This window comes from Amycolatopsis azurea DSM 43854 (assembly GCF_001995215.1).
GTDB classification, from domain to species: Bacteria; Actinomycetota; Actinomycetes; order Mycobacteriales; family Pseudonocardiaceae; genus Amycolatopsis; species Amycolatopsis azurea.
On sequence record NZ_MUXN01000025.1, the window covers coordinates 292,005 to 311,199 of the forward strand.

General features: G+C 68.1%; 16 protein-coding genes. 8 read left to right on the forward strand and 8 right to left on the reverse strand.

Features of this window, described 5'->3' with window-relative positions:
* Positions 1-2 precede the first annotated feature (2 nt).
* From B0293_RS33725 to B0293_RS33735, 3 genes are all read left to right on the forward strand, one after another.
* On the forward strand, positions 3-752 hold the full coding sequence (locus B0293_RS33725; protein ID WP_005157831.1) for an SDR family NAD(P)-dependent oxidoreductase: 750 nt from the start codon (positions 3-5) through the stop codon (positions 750-752).
* Positions 753-1,075: 323 nt separating this feature from the next.
* A complete protein-coding gene (locus B0293_RS33730) occupies positions 1,076-2,881 on the forward strand; it encodes a ThiF family adenylyltransferase (protein WP_005157830.1) in 1,806 nt (601 codons plus the stop codon).
* On the forward strand, positions 2,878-3,864 hold the full coding sequence (locus B0293_RS33735; RefSeq protein ID WP_005157828.1) for a 3-oxoacyl-ACP synthase III family protein: 987 nt from the start codon (positions 2,878-2,880) through the stop codon (positions 3,862-3,864). Before B0293_RS33730 ends, B0293_RS33735 begins: the two co-directional genes overlap by 4 nt.
* 58 nt (positions 3,865-3,922) lie before the next feature.
* On the opposite strand, the gene B0293_RS33740 is transcribed toward B0293_RS33735, so the two are convergent.
* Both B0293_RS33740 and B0293_RS33745 read right to left on the reverse strand, forming a co-directional pair.
* Complete coding sequence (locus B0293_RS33740) at positions 3,923-5,116, reverse strand: FAD-dependent monooxygenase (RefSeq protein ID WP_005157826.1); 1,194 nt, start codon at positions 5,114-5,116, stop codon at positions 3,923-3,925.
* Positions 5,117-5,134: 18 nt separating this feature from the next.
* Positions 5,135-5,698 (reverse strand): TetR/AcrR family transcriptional regulator, encoded by a 564-nt coding sequence (locus tag B0293_RS33745; RefSeq protein ID WP_005157825.1) that lies wholly within the window; start codon positions 5,696-5,698, stop codon positions 5,135-5,137.
* A gap of 144 nt (positions 5,699-5,842) precedes the next feature.
* Between B0293_RS33745 and B0293_RS33750 the strand changes: the two genes are divergently transcribed.
* From B0293_RS33750 to B0293_RS33760, 3 genes are read left to right on the forward strand one after another with little or no spacing between them, the layout of a single operon-like run.
* On the forward strand, positions 5,843-6,031 hold the full coding sequence (locus B0293_RS33750) for a hypothetical protein (protein WP_005157823.1): 189 nt from the start codon (positions 5,843-5,845) through the stop codon (positions 6,029-6,031).
* A 37-nt stretch (positions 6,032-6,068) separates the two neighbouring features.
* Complete coding sequence (locus B0293_RS33755; protein WP_005157821.1) at positions 6,069-6,563, forward strand: hypothetical protein; 495 nt, start codon at positions 6,069-6,071, stop codon at positions 6,561-6,563.
* A gap of 58 nt (positions 6,564-6,621) precedes the next feature.
* Positions 6,622-7,314: a hypothetical protein gene (locus B0293_RS33760; protein ID WP_005157818.1), complete on the forward strand. Its 693-nt coding sequence runs from the start codon at positions 6,622-6,624 to the stop codon at positions 7,312-7,314.
* A gap of 18 nt (positions 7,315-7,332) precedes the next feature.
* On the opposite strand, the gene B0293_RS33765 is transcribed toward B0293_RS33760, so the two are convergent.
* Positions 7,333-8,289, reverse strand: a complete 957-nt coding sequence (locus B0293_RS33765) for a GlxA family transcriptional regulator (protein ID WP_039918089.1) — start codon at positions 8,287-8,289, stop codon at positions 7,333-7,335.
* Between the two features lie 86 nt (positions 8,290-8,375).
* On the opposite strand from B0293_RS33765, the gene B0293_RS43815 reads away from it, so the two are divergent.
* The gene (locus tag B0293_RS43815; RefSeq protein ID WP_005157814.1) at positions 8,376-8,519 is read left to right on the forward strand and encodes a hypothetical protein; all 144 of its coding nucleotides are present in this window, start codon (positions 8,376-8,378) and stop codon (positions 8,517-8,519) included.
* Between the two features lie 203 nt (positions 8,520-8,722).
* Positions 8,723-10,471: a BCCT family transporter gene (locus B0293_RS33770; RefSeq protein ID WP_039918087.1), complete on the forward strand. Its 1,749-nt coding sequence runs from the start codon at positions 8,723-8,725 to the stop codon at positions 10,469-10,471.
* 72 nt (positions 10,472-10,543) lie between these two features.
* On the opposite strand, the gene B0293_RS33775 is transcribed toward B0293_RS33770, so the two are convergent.
* The 5 genes from B0293_RS33775 to B0293_RS33795 all read right to left on the reverse strand — a co-directional run bounded on the left by B0293_RS33775 (position 10,544) and on the right by B0293_RS33795 (position 19,189).
* Positions 10,544-11,020: a carboxymuconolactone decarboxylase family protein gene (locus B0293_RS33775; RefSeq protein WP_005157811.1), complete on the reverse strand. Its 477-nt coding sequence runs from the start codon at positions 11,018-11,020 to the stop codon at positions 10,544-10,546.
* Positions 11,021-11,049: 29 nt separating this feature from the next.
* The gene (locus B0293_RS33780; RefSeq protein ID WP_005157809.1) at positions 11,050-11,913 is read right to left on the reverse strand and encodes a sigma-70 family RNA polymerase sigma factor; all 864 of its coding nucleotides are present in this window, start codon (positions 11,911-11,913) and stop codon (positions 11,050-11,052) included.
* 314 nt (positions 11,914-12,227) lie between these two features.
* Positions 12,228-14,111 carry an OmpL47-type beta-barrel domain-containing protein gene (locus B0293_RS33785; RefSeq protein ID WP_005157807.1) on the reverse strand — a complete coding sequence of 628 codons (1,884 nt, stop codon included), beginning with the start codon at positions 14,109-14,111 and terminating at the stop codon, positions 12,228-12,230.
* A 70-nt stretch (positions 14,112-14,181) separates the two neighbouring features.
* The gene (locus B0293_RS33790) at positions 14,182-18,147 is read right to left on the reverse strand and encodes a ThuA domain-containing protein (protein WP_005157805.1); all 3,966 of its coding nucleotides are present in this window, start codon (positions 18,145-18,147) and stop codon (positions 14,182-14,184) included.
* Between the two features lie 19 nt (positions 18,148-18,166).
* Positions 18,167-19,189 (reverse strand): multicopper oxidase domain-containing protein, encoded by a 1,023-nt coding sequence (locus B0293_RS33795; protein ID WP_005157803.1) that lies wholly within the window; start codon positions 19,187-19,189, stop codon positions 18,167-18,169.
* Positions 19,190-19,195 lie beyond the last annotated feature (6 nt).

Below are 19,195 nucleotides of genomic sequence, written 5' to 3' on the forward strand. Positions count from 1 at the left end.
TGATGCTCGACCTGACCGGCACGACCACCCTCGTCACCGGGGCCAGCGGCGGCATCGGCAGGGGCATCGCCCTGCGCTTCGCCGAAGCGGGCAGCGCCGTCGCCGTGCACTACCACCGTGACGAGGCCTCCGCGCTCGCCGTCGTCGAACGTGTCGAGGCGGCCGGGGGCACGGCCGCCTCGTTCGCCGCCGACCTCACCGACGACGGCGAATGCCGTCGGCTCGTGGCCGCCGCCGCGGCCTGGACCGGACGGCTGGACACCCTGGTCAACAACGCGGGCGTGCAGCCGGTCGAGCCGCTGCCCGGGATGTCGGCGGAAAGCTGGCGCGCCGTCCTCGACGCGAACCTCACCACCGCGTTCTCGTGCACTCAGGCCGCGGCCGAGGTGATGGACGGCGGCAGCGTCGTCCACATCGCCTCGATCGAGGCGGACCGGCCCGCGCCGGGGCACGCGCACTACAGCAGCGCGAAGGCCGCCCTGGTCATGCACGCCCGCGCCGCCGCGCTCGAATACGGCCCACGAGGCCTGCGCGTGAACGCTGTCTCTCCCGGTCTCATCGACCGTGCCGGACTCGGCGACGCCTGGCCGGACGGCGTCCGCCGCTGGGAACAGGCCGCGCCGCTGGGCAGGCTCGGCACCCCGGAAGACATCGCGAACGCCTGCCTATTCCTCGCCTCGCCGCTCGCGTCGTGGATCACGGGACACAACCTGACCGTGGACGGCGGCGTCTCCGCGCATCCCACCTGGTGATCATGTGGCTGTGACCTCCGCCACAGATCTTGGAACGGTCCGTGCTCACTGCGAAACAGCCCCTTACACCATCGGGTAGGAATTCCGGCTGTCTTCATCAGATCTGATTGCCCGCACCGTGACGGATTGTCGATCACCGTGGCGGTAAACGATTGCCGCACCCGCCCGTGCGGACCCCTTGCCACCGCGCACATCCGCTGACGCTCGGTTGTCACACTGCTACAGTCCGTTCCGTCCGGTGCAGTTCGATTTCCGTCGAGTTTCCGGACTCTCCCCACGATTATCGCGCCGAATTCCGGCACATTCCCCAGAAAAGGCATCACTTGACGGATCTCAACCATCCGTGGAACGTGACCGCGTTCCACGGAGCGGACACCTGCCTGCTCGACTCCGTCCGCGAACTCCGCGCACGGATCCTGTTCGACCGCGGCCGCCGTCCGGCCTTCCGCCGGGCGGACGGTTCGCACGCCGACGACCAGGACCTCGACTTCGGGGCCTGGCATTTCATCGCGCGGCAGCATCCGGACGGCCCGCCGCTGGGCTACATCCGGCTCTCCACCCCGGCGACCGGCGACAACTTCCAGTCGCGGACCTATCTCGGCACCGGACGGTACGAGGAATTGCTTGCCGCACAAGGCGTCGAGCCCGGCCGGGTCTTCGAGCACAGCAGGCTCGTCGTCGAGCACCGGTCCCGGAAACTCGGGCTCGGGCAGTACCTCAACGCGCTCGCGATCGGCGCCGCGCACCATCTCGGCGCGCACGCCATGATCGGCACCTCGGGGACGAAGGACGGTCAGGACCGGTTCCACGAGCAGTTCGGTTTCAGCGCCGTGCCAGGCACCCGTCGCTATGTCGAGCAATACACCGAAGACGTCGTGATCATGTTCCACCGCGTCGCCGACGGCGCCGGGCGGCACCACGATCTCGTCACCCGGATGCGAGACGAGTTCCCCCGGATCGCCGCTGCCACACCGGCTTCGCGCACCCTCGGGATGTCGTCGGGAAGGGCCGCGCCTTCCGCGCTCACCACTGTCCCCGGTCCCGACCGCGACCTGTGGCGGCCGACCCTGCTCGCGGCCCGTGACGCGACGGACTTCCAAGCCCTGACGGCGTTGCTGGCCTACGGCGATGTCCGCGAGGTGCACGACACCATCGACGAGCAGCTGACCGAACTGGTCCGCAGCCGCGACCCGTCATGCCGGGACGAGGCCGAAATCGAGGCCGGGAAACAGGAACAGCTCGCCGGGCTGGCGCACTGGGAGTACGGCACCTGGGTCTGGTACCCGTGGTCGCGGCGGCTCGTGCACGTCCTGCCGCGCGACGAGTTCCGGCTCGTGCGCACGGATCGCAACCGCGGCAAGATCGACCGGCCGGAACAACGCCGCCTGCTCGGCAAGCGGATCGGGATCGTCGGTCTTTCGGTCGGCAACAGCGCGGCGCTCACCCTCGCACTCGAAGGCATCGGCGGTGCCTTCAAGCTGGCGGACTTCGACGACTTCAGCCTGTCGAACCTCAATCGGCTGCGCGCCGGCGTGCACGAACTCGGGGTCAACAAAGCGGTCCTGTCCGCACGGCAGATGTTCGAGATCGACCCGTACCTCGACATCGAGATCCACCGCGGCGGTCTGACCGAGGACAACATCGAGGAGTTCTTCACCGGCGGGCAGGGCGCGATCGACCTCCTGATCGAGGAGTGCGACACCCCGTGGGTCAAGGTCGCGGCCCGCGAATACGCGCGTGACCTGCGTGTCCCGGTCGTCATGGACTGCAACGACCGCGGCATGCTCGACGTCGAACGCTTCGACCTCGAGCCGGACCGGCCGCTGCTGCACGGCCTGCTCGGCGACATCAAGTCCGTGGACGTCGTCGACCTAGACCATCAGGAGAAGGTCGACCTGATCCTGGCCATGGTCGACGCCGACCGGATCAGCCCGGAACTGGCCGCCTCCTTCGGCGAACTCGGCCGCACCCTGAGCAGCTGGCCGCAACTGGCCTCCGGGGTCGCGCTCGGTGGCGCGCTGTGCGGCGAGGCCGCGCGACGCGTCCTGCTCGGCCTGTCGTGCTCGTCCGGCCGGTTCTACACCGACCTCGACCGGCAGCTCGGCCCGGAGCGGAGCACGGTCACGTGACCCCGCTGCCCGTCCGGATCGCCGGCACCGGCGTCCACCTGCCCCCGGACGTCGTCACCAACCGGCGGCTCGCCGAAACGCTCGACACCTCCGACGAGTGGATCGTCCACCGCACCGGGATCCGGGAACGTCGTTGGCTGGCACCGGATCTCGCCACTTCGGACATGTGCGTGGCCGCCGCCCTGCCCGCACTCACGTCGGCGGGTTGCACCGCCAGAGACGTCGACGCGATCATCGTCGCGACCTACACCTACGACCAGCCTTTGCCGTCGACGGCGCTGATCGTCAAGGAGGCGCTCGGCGCCTTCCGGGCGCTCACCTTCGACATCACGCAGGCCGCCTGCGCGAACGGCGTCCAGGCGTTGTTCCTCGGTTCCTTACTGGTGGAAACCGGTGCGGCGGAACGGGTCCTGGTGATCGCGGCCGACTGCGCGTCCCGCGTGACCGACCCGGAGGACCGCACCACCCGGGTCTTCTTCGGCGACGCCGCGGGTGCCGTCGTCCTCACCCGGGCGACGGCACCGGGCGCAGGCCTTCTCGGCTGGGACTTCGGCGCCGAGTTGTCCTACGACGTCGAGATCCCGGCCGGCGGCTCACGCCGGCCCACCGGGGCGACGACGTTCGCGGACCGGCGGCACTACCTCAAGATGAACGGCCGGACCGTCTGGGACACCGCGACCCGATGCCTGCCGGACAGCGTCCTGAACGCCACCGCCCAGGCCGGGCTGACCGTGGACGAGGTGAGTCATTTCTTTCTCCACCAAGCGAATCTGAACATCGTGCGGGCGGCGATGGACAAACTCGGCGTGCCGCGTGACCGTGCGCCGATCACCGTCGACAGGCTCGGGAACACCGGTTCGGCGGGGGTTTTCACGGTGCTGCACAAGGGTTTCTCGGAAGGCTTGGTGCGACCGGGCGACGTGTTCGTCGCTTCGGCGATCGGGGCCGGTTTCCAGTGGGGCACTTTGTGTTTCAAGGTTTAGGTGACTGTCGGCCAGGTGGGTCGTGAGTGAAAAGTGTCGTTAGAACGACCCAAAACACTCACGACCCCCACGAGGCCCCGTGCCGCAGATTCGTCACCAGCGCCGTCGACTTGCCCGTGACGGCGGCCGCGAGCGTACGTTCAAGTCCAGGAAGCCGCGCCACGCGGAGGAAGACCCGGCGTGCCTGGAGCAGGAGCCGGTTCGCGGGCAGGAACCATCGCGCACCCCGGCGGGCGACCTGCTGCTTCTCGGTCACCACCGGGCGAACCAGCTTTTCGTACTCGGCGAACGCGGCTTCGATCGAGGGCGCTCGGGTGAGTTGTTCGGCGAGCACGAAAGCGCCCGCGATCCCGAGTGAGGCGCCCTGGCCGGCGAGCAGTGAGACGGCGTAGCAGGAGTCGCCGACCAGGACGACCCGGCCATGGCTCCAGGAAGGCATCTCGATCTGCGCGACCTGGTCGTAGTAGACCTCGCCGGGTGGCGGGCAGAGATCGAGCGCTTCGGGCACCGCCCAGCCGAGCGAACCGTAAGTCGCGCGCAGGGCCGCGCGTGCGTCGTCCGGCAGGGCCGGGTCCGTCGCGCGGTGCACGGCGAACGCGGCGAGCTTGCCGTCGCGGAGACCGTAGAAACCCATCTGCATCCGGACGGTGTCGGTCAGGCAGAACCGCTCCCCCACCCGCGTGCGGATCTCCTCGTCCTCGAAGACGAACGCCGCCGTATGGAACCCGAGGTAACGCAGGAACCTTTCCTCTTCACCGAAAACCAGCCGCCGCACGGTCGAATGGATCCCGTCGGCTCCGACCAGCAGATCGGCCTCGACCACCGCACCGTCCACCAAGGTGATCCGCACCCGGTCGCCGAGATCTTCGACGCCGGTGACCCCGGCGCCGAACCGGACGTCCACTGTGGACGGTAGATCCGTGCGCAGCACCCGTTCCAGGTCGGGCCGCATGATGCTGCACAGCCTGCCCCGCAACGACTTCCCGAACTGGACGTAGTCGATCGCCGCCCGTCGTCGACCGCGGTCGTCCAGCAAGCTCGCCTCGTCCACCTGGTACGCGACGTCTTCGACCCGCGGCAGCAGGCCCATCTCCTCGATCGCGTCGAACCCGGGGCCGAAGAAATCGATCATGTATCCCTGGTCCCGCGGCCCCGCCGCCCGTTCCAGCACCACGACCTCGACGTCCAGCGCCGCCAGCCGGTGCGCCAGCGCCAAGCCGGTGATCCCGGCACCGCAGATCGCCACCTTCATGAGGTTCCTCCCTTCGGTTCAGCCGACCAGCCTGCGCAGGACCGCCGAGGGCACCTCGCGACCGGACTCCGGTTCGAGCGCGCGATGCAGCAGAAGCCCGTCCACCGTGGCGAAAAGGACCGCGGCCGTACCTTCGGCGTCGGCCACTCCGCGCCGCGACAGCCAAGCGCCGAACCTGGCACGCAGATCGGCGAGCAACTCGCGGATGCCCTGGCGCAAGGTGTCGTCGCGGGTCGCGGCCAGGTAGGCCTCGGCGAACAGCAACGACATCGGATCGGTGCCGGAGTACTCGCCGACCGACGCCAGCAGCGCGTCCACCGCCTCCGCCGGTGTCTCGACGGTTTCCAGCGCCGGCTCGAAAGCACCGGCGACCTCGCGCATCGCCCCCAGCACGGCCTCGATCATCAAGGCCTGCAACGAAGGAAAGTGATAGTGCACGACGCTCGGCGTGACCCCCGCGCGTTCGGCCAGGATCCGGGTACTGACCGCGGACCAGCCGAGTTCGGGCACCAACGCGACCGCGGCTTCGAGCAACCGCCGCCGCGCGACCTGACCACGTTCCGCGGCCGGAGAACCTGCCACCGTCGCCTCCTAGGGCGTTCGTCCTGTACGACTGCCCTGATCGTATGCCCTGTTCCTCCAGGAGCGCAAACTGGGCAAAAATGACCTCTTTCGACGGCGCGGCCGTCGCCATGCTTGCTCTTCCGAAGTCACTTTGGAGGACACATGGTCTCGAAACCCCGCGTCGCGCTGGGAATGCTCATCTTGGTCGCACTGACGGGCGGGCTTCTCGCGTTGCTCATCTCGCTCGACGTGGGCGCCTTCTGGGCCAAGACACTGCCGCTCGTCTTCCTGGTCGGCGCGGCGACCTTCGCCCAGTCCCTCGGCCTGTTCAACAAGAAGTCGAAGGACTAGGGACCGGTCCCCTTCGCGCACGGCTAGCGTCCCGCCCGTGACCGAACTGGGCGCCTACGTCGAACGCTTCGAGACGAACACGCGCAGCCGCGCGCTCCGGGGCGTGGTCGCGATACTGATCGGCGCGCCGATCAGTATCGCCGGGGCCTTCCTGTTCGTGCTGAACGACAAGGCCGGGGTCTCCGGCGGGGAGACGTTCATCGGCCTCGTCATCGGCTGCGGGCTGGGGCTGGCGCTGGTGGGCGCCTGGGGATGCTGGCAGGCCGTCGGCAGACGCGGCGAGGCCTTCACCCTGTACGAGCAAGGATTCGTGCACACCTGGCGGAAGTCCACCACCGTCGTGCCGTGGACCGCGGTCGAGGTCGCCATCGACCACACCAGGAAGAACATCCTCGCCAAGGCGCTCGGCGGCGACGTCGGCTGCCTCGTCAAGCTCACCGACGGCCGGAAGATCCTCATCAACGGGTTCACCGAGGGTGCCGCCGTGCTCACCCACGACATCTTCGAGGCCGTCGGACGACGTCCCGCCTGAGCCGCGGCAACCTTCCGGCCCCGCCGCGCGTTCTCCCCAGAACGGGGAGGAGAGCGCCATGGAAATCATCGTCTCGAACGAACTGGGCGTCCGCGCCGTGGTGTTGACCTTGCGCGCCAAGGGATCGGCGCTCAGCTTCCGGCTGTTTCCCATGGTGCACATCGGTACGCAGGCCTACTTCGACACCGTGCGGCGGCAGGCCGACGCATGCGACGTGATCGTGGCCGAGGGCGTCGGCGACGCGAAATCGGTGTCCCGGCTGACGTCGAGCTACCGGCTCGCGGCGCGGAACAAACGCCTCGGGCTGGTGGTGCAGGACCTCAAGGCCGACTCGTTCACCGCGCCGACCATCCGCCCGGATCTCGACGGCCCGGGGTTCTCCGAGGGCTGGCGCCGTGTCCCGCTCGGGGACAGGCTGATGATGTCGCTCCTGGCGCCGACGCTGGGCGTGTTCCTGCGCGGCTTCGGGACACGCGGGATGCTGGCGCGGTTCCTGACCGTCGACGACGAGGACGACTTCCGCGCCGAATCGACCGAAGTGATGCCCGAATTCGACGACCTGATCGGCGGCAGCCGCGACAAGCTTCTCGTGGACGCCCTGGCCGGGCTCCACGAACAGCGGCGGCACGAGCCGGGGACGGTCGCCGTGGTCTACGGCGCCGAGCACATGCGCGCGGTCGTCCGGGAACTCCGCGCCCGGTTCGGTTACGTCGTGCGGGACGCGGAATACGTCACTGTGTTCAGCCTCTGACAAACGATCCTTTGTGGACTAGACCCGCGAAGGAGCGAAGGTCCGGCGGTAGTCCTGCGGGGCGACTCCGACCACCTTGTGGAAGTGGTGACGCAGCAAGGCTCCCGAGCCGAAGCCGCAGCGGCGCGCGACCTCGTCGATGCCCATCGTCGTCTCCTCCAGCAGGGACCTCGCGTGCAGTACGCGCTGCGTGGACAGCCAGCGATGCGGCGTGGTGCCGGTCTCGGCGACGAACTTGCGGGCGAACGTGCGCTCGGACATCCGCGCACGGCGGGCGAGGTCGGCGACGGGATGCTCGTCCGCGATGGTGTCGAGCATCCAGGTGAGCACCGGCTGGAGGCTGTCCCCGGTGCACTCCGGGATCGGCACCTCGACGAACTGACGCTGCCCGCCCTCCCGTTGCGGCGGCACCACCATGCGCCGGGCGATGGCGGTGGCCGCGGCGGACCCGAGTTCGCGCCGGATGAGGTGCAGGCAGGCGTCGATGCCGGCGGCCGTTCCGGCGCTGGTGATGATGTCGCCGTCGTCGACGAACAGGACGTCCGGGTCCAGCAGGGCATCCGGGAACCGCTTCCGGAACCGGTCGCTTTGCCGCCAGTGGTTCGTGCACCGCCGCCCGTCGAGCAGGCCCGCGGCACCCAGCACGAACCCGCCGGTGCAGACCGAAAGCAGAGTGGCGCCTCGCGCCGAAGCGGCACGGAGGGCTTCGAGCACCGCCGGCGGATATTCGTCGCGCACGTCGCAGGCGGGGACGACGACGAGGTCCGCGTCCTCAGTGGCTTCGAGGCCGTGTTCCGGGGTCACCTTGACGCCGTGCCCGAGGCTGAGCGGCGCTCCCGCCCGCTCCCCGCACACGCGGAAGTCGAGCAGCGGAACTCCGTCATCGGTCCGGTCGTAGCCGAACACCTCGCAGACGACGCCGAACTCGAAGGGGGCGAAGTCGTCCAACAGCACTACAGCGACGCTTTTCAGCATGCCCGAAGCATAGCTGGCAGGATTTTGATGCACAACGACAGAACTGCCACTTCTGGCAGGATGTCGAGCGGCGCAAACTTACTGCCATGACCGCAATCATCGTCACCCTCGCCCTGATCGCCCTCGTCACCTACCTTCTGGAGCGCAACCACGTGCGGCAAGGCCGCCCGACCTCGTCCGGCGGCGACCCGCTCGGCCGTCCGTTCTGGAGGGGTGGCGCCGCCGTCTGAACCCACCGGTGTCACGAGCGACACGTTCGCCGCCGGGACCGGCGACGAGGTCCACGTCCGCCCAGGTCAAACCCGGAATCACCGGTTTAAACCTTTCCACCCGCATTTTCTGCCGGTTACCAGTTTTCTGGTTAGGGTGCAGTGGTGCAAACGGGTTAACTCGGGCGGAAGGAGATCGCGCCGTTCATCGGCGCGGCTGAAACATGAGTTCGCAGGATGGCAAGCCAGCGGAAGAAGAAGTGGTCGCGGGGACCGCGACAGACCTCGCCAACGCACCGGACACGACAGGTCCGGGCCACCCGCCCGATGAGCACGTCCCCCTCGACCTCGCCGCCGACCGACCCGCCGAGACCGACCGGACCGTTTTCGGCGTCGCCGCGGGGCTCGCGCTCGCGATCATCGTCTGGGGCGTGATTTCCCCGGACAGTCTCGCGAATGTCGCGTCGACTCTGCTGAACGACGCCGTGATCCCTTACGGCGGTTGGGCTTTCGTGCTCACCGCGAGCGGTTTCGTACTGTTCGCGGTCTGCCTCGCGATCAGCCGCTACGGCCGGATCCCGCTGGGCGGGGACAAGGAACTGCCCGAATTCCGGACGTCGTCGTGGATCGCGATGATGTTCAGCGCCGGCATGGGCATCGGCCTGATGTTCTTCGGCGTGTACGAACCGGTCTCCCACCTCGCGAGCCCGCCCCCGGGCACCGCGGCACCGAATTCCGACGAAGCCGTCCACACCGCGATGGCGACGACGTTGTTCCACTGGACCGTGCACCCGTGGGCGATCTACGCCGTCGTCGGCCTCGCGATCGCCTACAGCACCTTCCGGAAGGGCCGCAGCCAGCTGATCAGTTCGGTGTTCGCGCCGCTGATCGGCAAGCGGCGCACCGAAGGCCCGCTGGGCAAGGCGATCGACATCATGGCCATCTTCGCCACGCTGTTCGGTTCGGCCGCTTCTCTCGGCCTCGGCGCGCTCCAGGTCGGTGGCGGCATGGGCGCCGTCGGCTGGATCGACAGCCCCGGCCGCGGCCTGCTGGTCGCGATCATCGCGATCCTCACCATCGCGTTCATCGCGTCGGCGGTGTCCGGTGTGGCCAAGGGGATCCAGTGGCTCTCCAACATCAACATGGTGCTCGCCGCGGTGCTCGCGGTGTTCGTGCTGGTGGTCGGGCCGACCGTGCTGATCCTCAACATCGTGCCGGGCGCGATCGGCGACTACTTCCGCGAACTGGCGGAGATGTCCGGCCGCACCGGGATGACCGGCGGCGACGAGATGCAGACCTGGCTCGGCGGCTGGACGGTCTTCTACTGGGCGTGGTGGATCTCGTGGACGCCCTTCGTCGGCATGTTCATCGCGCGGATCTCGCGCGGCCGCACCATCCGTCAGTTCATCTTCGGTGTCATCGCGATCCCGAGTGTCGTGAGCCTGATCTGGTTCGCGATCTTCGGCGGCGCGGCGATCAGCAGGCAACGGGCCGGGACGGACATCGCGGGCGCGGGCAGCGCGGAATCGGCGACGTTCAAACTCCTGGAAACCCTGCCGTGGTTCGTCCCGATCGCGATCCTGGTGATGCTCCTGGTGTCCATCTTCTTCGTCTCCGGTGCGGACGCGGCGTCGGTGGTGATGGGCACCCTGTCGCAGCGCGGAAGCGTGCATCCCGGCAAGAGCGTGGTCATCTTCTGGGGCGTCCTGATGGGCGCCGTCGCGGCGGTGATGCTGCTCGTCGGCGGGGACAAGGCGCTGACAGGCTTGCAGAATCTCACGATCCTGATCGCGGTGCCGTTCGTGTTCGTGATGGTCGGGTTGTGCGTATCGGTCTGGAAGGACCTGCGCAACGACCCGCTGATGAAGCAGGAAGACGCGATGATGCTGTCGCTGAAGGAACTGCACGAGGAACGCACCAACGGCCACTCCCGTCGTCGCACCATCCTCGGACGCTCAAAACACCGCACCTGAGTTTATCCCGCGTGAAGGCCCCCTTCCCTCTGCTGAGCCGAGGGAAGGGGGCCTTCACGCGCTTCCAGGCTTTCAGAGCGCAGCGAACTGGCCGGCCTTGTAGTCGCCGGCGGGCTGCCGGGTGATGACGTTCAGCCGGTTGAAGGCGTTGATGAGCGCGATCTGGGTCACCAGCGCCAAAAGCTGCTCGTCGTCGTAGTGCTTGGCGGCCGCTTCCCAGGCCTCGTCGGTGACACCGGCGCTGTCGGCGATACGGCAGCCCTGTTCGGTGAGTTCCAGCGCGGCGCGCTCGGCCTCGGTGAAGACCGTCGCCTCACGCCATGCCGCGACCAGATTCAACCGGGTCGAGGTCTCCCCCGCCGCCGCGGCGTCTTTCGTGTGCATGTCGAGGCAGCCCGAGCAGCCGTTGATCTGGCTGGCCCGGATGTTCACCAATTCCCTTGTCGTGGCGGGAAGTTCGGTGCTTTCGAGAACCCTGCCCGCCGAGACGAGGTGCTTCACCAGCTTCGGCGCGAGAGCGGTCTTGAAGATTTCGAGTCGTGCCTGCATGGGATTCTCTCCTTCTCGTCTGTGTTCACTTACTTGGACGAGGGGGCCTCGAGAGAGGTAACACCCATGGCCGCGAGGAGACGCGGGTCACTCACGGAGTCGATCGCGACGATGCGGCCGTCGACGACGGTGCACGCCATCACGCCACCCAGCCTGCCGCGCTTGTCCCAGGTCACCACGCCGGGCTTGTCGCCGACCAGGGCGGGGCGCACGGCCGCCACGGCACGGGCGCCACGCTGGACCCGAGTGGCCACTTCGGCCGCGCCCAGCCGCACGATCTCGCCGTGCCGGGTCTGGGAACGCCAGGTCACGTCCGGGTCGAGCAGTTCGATCAACCCGTCGAAGTCGCCTCCGCGCGCGGCGGTGAGGAAAGCGTCGACCACGGCGCGCTGCCGGGGTTCCTCGACCGGACGCCGTCCCTGCACCTTCCGGCGGGCGCGGCTGGCGAGCATCTTGGCCGCGTCGGCGGATTTGCCGAGGATCTCGCCGACTTCGGCGAACGGGACCGCGAACAGGTCGTGCAGCACGAAGGCGAGCCGTTCGGCCGGGCCGAGGGCGTCGAGCACCACGAGCAGCGCGAGCCCGACCGATTCGGCGAGTACCGCGTCCTCTTCCGGCGAGTCCTCGAGGATCAGCAGCTCGGGCGGCTCGTCGTAGGACTCTTCGGGCCGGGTCTTGCGGGAGCGCAGGACGTCGATGCAGACCCGGCCGACGACGGTGGTCAGCCAGCCGGACAGGTTGTCGATCGAGTCGGCGTCCTGGCGGGCCAGCCGCAGCCAGGCCTCCTGGACGGCGTCCTCGGCGTCCGCTCGCGAACCGAGCATCCGGTGGGCCACCGCCACCAGACGCCCGCGCTGTTCCTCGAAAGCGCTGGCCAGGGCTTCGCCGGTCATGTCGGTACCTTTCTCGCGCCGATCCGTCATGGACATGACGAGTGCGGCGCGAGAAAGGTAACCGAAGACGTGACTCGCGTGCTCAAGAACGCGATTCGCGTGCTTGGAGACGGAACTCACGTGCCTGGATGCCGCACTCGCGTGTTCCGTCTTTGAGCACGCGAGTCACGTCCCCAAGCACGCGAGTCCCGTTCTCCAGCACGCGAGTGCGGTGTCGCGTTTCCCTGGCGTAGCCCAAGGCCGTATGCGCGTGAAGGCCCCCTTCCCTCGGCTGAGCCGAGGGAAGGGGGCCTTCACGCGCGTAGGGACCTCGCTCAGACGTCCCGGATGGGCGTCTTCACGGTCTTCTTCATGCCGGGGTTCTTCGTCTCCGGCTTCTTCTGCGGCTCCGGCTCGACCGCCGGGCCGCCGATGCCCGAGTCGATCGCCGCCGTGACGATCAGGTTCCGCTCATCGGACGAGATGACCTCGTTGTCGAGCAGTTCCTGGGTCACGGCCCGCACGTAGGTCACGAACTGGTCGTTCGACGAGTAGTCCGACTCGTCGTCGATCACGTCGTTGATCGTGCAGCCGTTGCCGGTGTCGCGGTTCTCGACCTGGCTGTCCGCCGAGCCGACGAACACGGTGTCCCGGACGTCGGAGTCCGGGCAGGCGTCCGGGCCGGGCGGCGCGGCGACGATGGTGAACGCGCCGCTCTGTTCCGCCGAGACGTTGCCCGCCTTGTCCGACGCGCGGTAGGTCAGCGTGTGCGTGCCGAGCGCGGTCACCTTGACCGGCGCGGTGTACACCGTCCAGGCACCACCGTCCAGTTTGTACTCGATCTTGTCCACGCCGGACCCGGTGTCCGTCGCGGTCAGGTTGATGGTCGCGTCCTCGATGTACGACCAGCTTCCGTCCAGATCACCGCTCACCACCACGGAGACGACCGGCGCGGTGCTGTCGTCGCCCTCGACGATGGTGAAGGTCGCCGTGCCTTCCGCCGAGACGTTGCCCGCCTTGTCGGTCGCCTTGTAGTTCACCGTGTGCGCGCCGACGACGGTCAGCGCGAGCGGCGCCGAGTACGTCAGCCACGGGCCACCGTCCAATTTGTACTCGACCTTGCCGACACCCGAACCGGCGTCGGTGGCGGTCAGGGTCACGGTCGCCTTGCCGACGTAGTTCCCGGCGGTGTCCTTGGTGCCGGTCACCTCGGACGTCACGGTCGGCGCGGTGGTGTCACCGCTGACGATCGTGAAGTGCGCCATGCCTTCGGGCGAGACGTTGCCCGCCTTGTCGGAGGCACGGTAGGAGACCATGTGCATCCCCGGCGCGGTGACCGCGACCGGAGCGGTGTACGTGGTCCACGCGCCTTCGTCCACTTTGTACTCGACCTTGTCGACCCCGGAGCCGGCGTCGGTGGCGGTGAGCTTCACGGTGGCGGTGTCGAGGTAGTTACCCGAACCGTCCTTGGTGCCCGTCACTTCGGCGGTCACCGTCGGCGGCGTGGTGTCACCGGGCTGGCCGGTGACGACGCTGAACGACGACATCCCTTCCGGCGAAACGTTTCCGGCCTTGTCCGTCGCCTTGTAGTGCACCATGTGCGAGCCGACGGCGTTGACCGCCACGGGCGCCGTGTACGCGGTCCAGGCGCCGCCGTCGAGCTGGTACTCAACCTTGTCCACCCCGGATTGGCTGTCGGTGGCCGCCAGGTTCACCGTCGCGGAACCGACGTAGTTCCCGGCGGTGTCCTTGGTTCCCGTCACGTTCGCGGTCACGGTCGGCGGGGTGGTGTCGGAGCCGCCGCCGTCGGTGACGACGAACTCGCCGACCATTTTGGTGTGCCCCTGGATTGTGCAGTGGAACCGGTACTTGCCCGGGGTCAGCGTCACGGTCGCTTCGTGCTCGCCGTTCTGCTCGTCGTAGGGGTTGGCGACGATGTTGAGGGTTACGTCGTGGTTGTAGCCCGGGGTCTCGGTGTCGAACGTCAGCGTGTGCGACATCGTCGAGCCGAGGGCTTCGGTGTTCTTGAACAGGATCTTGGTCTCGCCCGCCACCGCGGTGGTCGGCGCGCTGAGGTAGTGGTCGGTGCTGTCGCCGGCGGTCCATTCCAAGGTCTGGACAGGGGCGGCGGAGGCGGGTGCGGACGAGGCCGGTAGCACCAGGCCTGCCAGCGCGAGCGCCGCGGCCAGCAAGGCCACGACGAGGGTTCTTGGGGACATCGCAGGGAAACCTTCCGTACAGGGAGACCGGCCGGGCGCGCGGAATCCACGCGCCCGGCCGGCTTTCGCGCTACAGCTGCCGCACCCGGATGTTGCGGAACTCCATCAGGTCGTTGTCACCGTGGTTCTGCAGACCGATGAACCCGCTGACGAACTGCCGGAAGTCGGTCGACGGGTCGCCCGCGCGCGAGGACTGGATGCCCGGCGCGTTCTCGAACTCGTTGATCACGACGCCGTTGCGGCTGATCGTGTACTTCTGCCCGACGACCTTGACCTCGTACTCGTTCCAGGTCCCCTTCGGCTTCACGCCCGCCTGGTCCAGCGGCCGCGGGTCGAAGTTGTAGATCGACCCGGTCTTCTGCGGTTCACCGGTGGCCCCGTCGTACAGCTGGACCTCGTGCCCGCAGTAGATCGCGACCCAGGCCTGCGACGTCTTCGCCGACCCGACAGTGCCGCAGCTGCCCGGCGGACGCTGCTCCAGCGGAGTGCGCGGATCCGGGAAGCGGACGAACACACCGCTGTTGGCGCTGCCCGTCGGCGCGATGTCCTTGAACTGCAGCTTCACCGAGAAGTTGCCGAACTGCCGCGCCGAGTACCACAGCATGCCGAGCCCGCCCGACGGTCGCAGTGACCCGTCCGGCTGGATGGCGAACTGCCCGGACGGCGCCTGCGACCAGTTGCGGAACGACTCCGCCGTGCCGTCGTAGATCGCGTCGTAGCCGGTGACGCCCTTGGTGCCGATGGGCGACGCGGCGGCCGCGGCGTTGATCTTGTCCGACTCGGACGCGTTCAGCACGCCGAGGTCGCCCAGCCGGTCCACGGCCTGGGTGACGTGGTTGACGAAACCGGCGTGGGAGGTCCACGTGCTCTCGTCGTCGATCATGTCGTCGACCGTGCAGCCGCCACCCGCGTTCCGGTTGGTCACCCCGGTGTCCGTGTCGCCGATGGTCACCGTGGCACCGGAATCCGCCACGAGACACCCGACACTGATCGAGTTCCGCGTGGTCACCGTCTCGCCGTCCGCGTAGGTCACGGTCAGCTTGGCGGTGTACAGCCCGGTGCGCGGGTAGGTGTGCTTCGGATCGGCCTGGGTCGAGATCGTGCCGTCGCCGAACTCCCACTTGTAGGAGACGCCGCCGGACTTCGACCCGGTGAAGGCCGCGGTGAGCGGCTTGTTCTGCACCATCGTCGACACCGCCGCCGCGGCCGGGGTGGCCTCGCCGCCGGTGTAGCTGATCTTCAGCAGCTTCTGGTTGTTGTTCACGGTGAAGAAGCCGCCGCCGTAGTCGAGCACGTACAGCGCGCCGTCCGGCCCGAACTTGGCGTCCATCCACTGGTTCAGCTTGGTGTCGCCACCACCGGTCGGGATGATCTGCCGCACGGTCTCGGCGAACACCGGCGGATCCTGCTTCGCGACGCCCGCCGGGTCGACGGTGACCGCGATCCGGTTCTGCCCGTTGCTCTGGTCACCGATGAACCACTTGTCGTTCCAGTACGAAGGCCACGCCACCCCGCTGTTGGCGTTGACCAGTTCGCGGTGGTACGTCGGCCCGGTCATGACCGCCTGGCCGCCACCCTTGAGGTAGGGCTGCGTGTAGGTGGCCTCGGCCGCGTTGTACGACGGGACGGAGCTGTTGGGACGGTTGGGGAACACCGGCCCGCCGCCGTCCGGCGAGTACCAGATCATGTTCTTCTTGATCGGCGGCAGGTTCACCAGGCCGGTGTTGCGCGGCGAGGTGTTGACCGGGTTGTCGCAGTCGTACCAGCCGGTGAGCACAGCGGCGTCGGTGCTGCTGCGGTCGCGGTACGGCTGCTTGTTGCCCATGCAGTACGGCCAGCCCTGGTTGCCCGCCTCGGTGATGATCGTGGCGGTCTCGTACTTGGCCGGGCCGAGCTCCGGGCTCGGCGAGGACGCGTCCGGGCCGACCCACGCGGCGGTCAGCCAGTTGGTCTTCTTGTCGACTTGCAGACGCGAGATGTTCCGCACGCCCATCACGTAGATCTCGGGCCTGGTCTTGTCACCGGGGTCGTTGGCCTCGGGGAACAGGTTGCCCGCCGGGTTGGTGTAGGTACCGTCGGCCTCGGGGTGGATCCGCAGGATCTTGCCGTTGAGGTCGTTGGTGTTACCGGCGGTGCGGCGCGCGTCCTGGAACGAGACGCCCTTGTAGTCCTGGGTCCAGTTGTTGCCGGAGTACCCGTTGGAGCCCTGCGACGAGTTGCTGTCGCCGGAACCGATGTAGAGGTTCCCGTCCTTGTCGAAGTCCATCCCGCCGCCGGCGTGGCAGCAGCTGTGGACCTGGACGTCCCACGACAGCAGGTCCTTGCGGGTCGCCTGGTCCAGCGTCTGCTTGGTCAGGTCGTAGGTGAACCGCGAGACCGTGCGCTTGCCGGTCTGCTTGTCGCGGTCGACCGACGCGTGCGGCATCCAGTAGGCGTACATGTAGCCGTTCTCGCTGAACTTCGGGTCCAGCACGAGCCCGAGGAGGCCTTCCTCGTTCTTGACCAGTTCGTCGCCGCTGCCGCGGTTGCCCATCACCTTCAGCGTGGTGAGCAGCTTCGGCTTCTTGGTGACCGGGTCCCACTGGTGGATCGTGCCGCAGCCGGCGCCGATCTCGGGGTTGCTCCAGTCGTTCGGCGAGGGCACCACGTTGCCGGCGCAGGCCGCGCGGCCGATGTAGAAGACCCGGCCGTTCGGCGCGATGGTGAGCCCGTGCGGCTCGCCCATCTGGTCCAGCTGGCCCGCCTGGTTGATCCCGGACAGGCGTTCGACCTTGTAGTTGGCCGCGATGCCCGCCTTGCAGTCACCGCGCACCATGCCGGTGGTCCACTTCAGCGCACCGAGGATGTGGCCACGGAACTGGGCTTCGCCGTAGCTCGCCTCGGTCCGGCCCATCCCGGAGTAGAAGGAACGGCCGCCGTCGTAGTCGCGGCACCACGAGATCGGGTGGAACGCGCCGTTCGCGCCGACTCCCGGCTTGTAGGTCGATTCCTCGACCTGCGCGACGGTGTGGACCGTGCCGACCGGGTTGACCTCCCAGTTGAGCCACCGGTCGGTGCGGACCCACTTCTGCGGCAGCCCCGCGGTGGTGGGGTTCGCCTTGTCGAGGACGTCGACCGTGGCCTCGGCCGGAGCGTTCTCCGGCGGCGGCGGGGTGTTCGACTGGTCCTTGAACAGCTTGAAGTCGGCCAGCTGGGTGGCGGACTCACCGGCGTTGGCGGTGATGTTCAGCCGGTAGTTCGCGTAGGCCGTGGTGTTGGTGAAGGTGAAGGTCCGGCTCTGGAACCGGTCCGCGAACACCTCGTTGGTGCGGGTGTCCAGATCGGTCCACGTGGTCCCGTCGTTGGAACCCTGCAGGGTCCAGCTCTTGGGGTCACGCCCGGCGAAGTCGTTCGCCGAGACGAGCGCGTAGCTGCTGACCGCGACCGGCGCGGCCAGCTTGTAGGCGATCCAGGCGGTGTTCGTGAAGGCCAGCCACTTGGTGTTCTCGTTGTTGTCGGCCAGCTTGTCCTTGCCCTCGTTGGGCGCGTTCTCCGCGCTCGCGGTGATCGAGGCGACCGCTTCCGGGGTGGGACGCGCCCCCACCGGACGTGCGCCGATCAGGCCGGAGAACCACTGCGAACCGTCCTGGGCGCGTGCGGCGTCCGACAGTCCGAGGAAACCGCCGCCCGCCTTCATGTAGTTCTGCAGCGAGGTTTCCTGGTCGCGGTTGAGCGTGATGCCCTGCGCGGAAAGGAAGACGACGCCGCGGTACTTCGCGAGGTTGGCGCCGGTGAACACCGCGGGGTCCGAAGAGGACGACACGGTGATCCCGTTCGCCTGACCCAGGCTTGCGATCGCGTCCGTGGCGCGCAAGACGGGGTCCTTCTGGTCCGCGGCGGTGCCGTGGAAGACCAGGACGTTGACCGGGACGTTCGTCGCGGCTTCGGCGGTCACCGGTGCGATGGCCAGGGGAAGCCCGGAGGTGACGACGGCGCCGACCGCCAGCGCGGCCAGTGACCGTCTGCGGAGCCTGCGTTGTGAAAAGACTCGTCTCAAGTTCTCGCTCCTTTAGAGGCTAGTGGTGTGAGTGGGCCGAGGCGCCGGTGGCGTTCGGGGTGGACGAGGTGGTGCCGTGCTGATGTCCCTTGAAGCGGTCGATCGCCTCCTGGGCGCCCGCGGGCATCCCGCCGTCGGCGTTGCGGACCAGGAACACCCCGGACATGCCGTCGTCCGAGTGCTGCTGGACGTGGCAGTGGTACATCCACGCGCCCGGCCCGACGCCGTCACCGGCGATCACCTGGAACCCGAAGGAGTTGCCGGGGTCCAGGGTCTTGTTGTCGAGGATCGGGGCGTTGTCGGTCGCGCTGGTGAGCATGCCGGTGCGGGTGTCCGCCCAGCGGTGCGCGTGCAGGTGGAAGGTGTGCATCAGGTTGCCGTGCCCGATGCAGATGAACTCGACGCGTTCGCCGAGGTTCGCCTCGAAGATCGGGGTGTTCGGGGCGACCTGGTGGTTGATCCACATTTCGGTGAACACCACGGTGAACTGCTTGCTGGGCAGCAGATCCCCGCGCTTGCGCACGATCAAGCCGCCGTAGAGGCCCTTCATCAGGCCGACGGTGCCGTGGTCGCCGCCGAACGCGTGGTCGTGGTAGTGCCAGTACCCCGCGCTGCCGGGCATCCAGAAACCGTTGGCCGCCTGGTAAGCCGTCCGCGTCTTCCAGGTGTAGGTCTTGGTCTCGTACGGCTTGTTGAAGGAATCGTTGAACGGCGAACCGTCGGACTTCGTGTCGTAGTTGACGCCGTGCGGGTGGATCGAAAGGCGCTGGTCGGTGTTGTTGACCAGTTCGATGACCAGCGTGTCGCCCTCGTAGCACTCCAGGAGCGGTCCGGGGATCGTCGGCTTGCCGGGCTCGAGCCCGTAACCGACCCGGGTCGTGCCGGGAACGTAGTCGGCGTAGACGGTGATGTTGCGGGTCATCCCCGCCGCGGCGGCCGGTGCCGAACCGGCGCTGGCCGACACCACGACCGGGGCAATGACCCCGGCCGCGGTGCCCGCGAGCATCGATCTGCGGGACAGCCCGCGTTTGTTCTTGTCCATTGTGGA

Coding starts and splice junctions, on each gene's coding strand:
- B0293_RS33725 (WP_005157831.1), top strand. CDS start 3: ATGCTCGACCTGACCGGCACGACCACCCTCGTCACCGGGGCCAGCGGC.
- B0293_RS33740 (WP_005157826.1), bottom strand. CDS start 5,116: ATGAAGGTGGCGATCTGCGGTGCCGGGATCACCGGCTTGGCGCTGGCG.
- B0293_RS33750 (WP_005157823.1), top strand. CDS start 5,843: ATGGTCTCGAAACCCCGCGTCGCGCTGGGAATGCTCATCTTGGTCGCA.
- B0293_RS33760 (WP_005157818.1), top strand. CDS start 6,622: ATGGAAATCATCGTCTCGAACGAACTGGGCGTCCGCGCCGTGGTGTTG.
- B0293_RS33765 (WP_039918089.1), bottom strand. CDS start 8,289: ATGCTGAAAAGCGTCGCTGTAGTGCTGTTGGACGACTTCGCCCCCTTC.
- B0293_RS43815 (WP_005157814.1), top strand. CDS start 8,376: ATGACCGCAATCATCGTCACCCTCGCCCTGATCGCCCTCGTCACCTAC.
- B0293_RS33770 (WP_039918087.1), top strand. CDS start 8,723: ATGAGTTCGCAGGATGGCAAGCCAGCGGAAGAAGAAGTGGTCGCGGGG.
- B0293_RS33775 (WP_005157811.1), bottom strand. CDS start 11,020: ATGCAGGCACGACTCGAAATCTTCAAGACCGCTCTCGCGCCGAAGCTG.
- B0293_RS33780 (WP_005157809.1), bottom strand. CDS start 11,913: ATGACCGGCGAAGCCCTGGCCAGCGCTTTCGAGGAACAGCGCGGGCGT.
- B0293_RS33785 (WP_005157807.1), bottom strand. CDS start 14,111: ATGTCCCCAAGAACCCTCGTCGTGGCCTTGCTGGCCGCGGCGCTCGCG.
- B0293_RS33795 (WP_005157803.1), bottom strand. CDS start 19,189: ATGGACAAGAACAAACGCGGGCTGTCCCGCAGATCGATGCTCGCGGGC.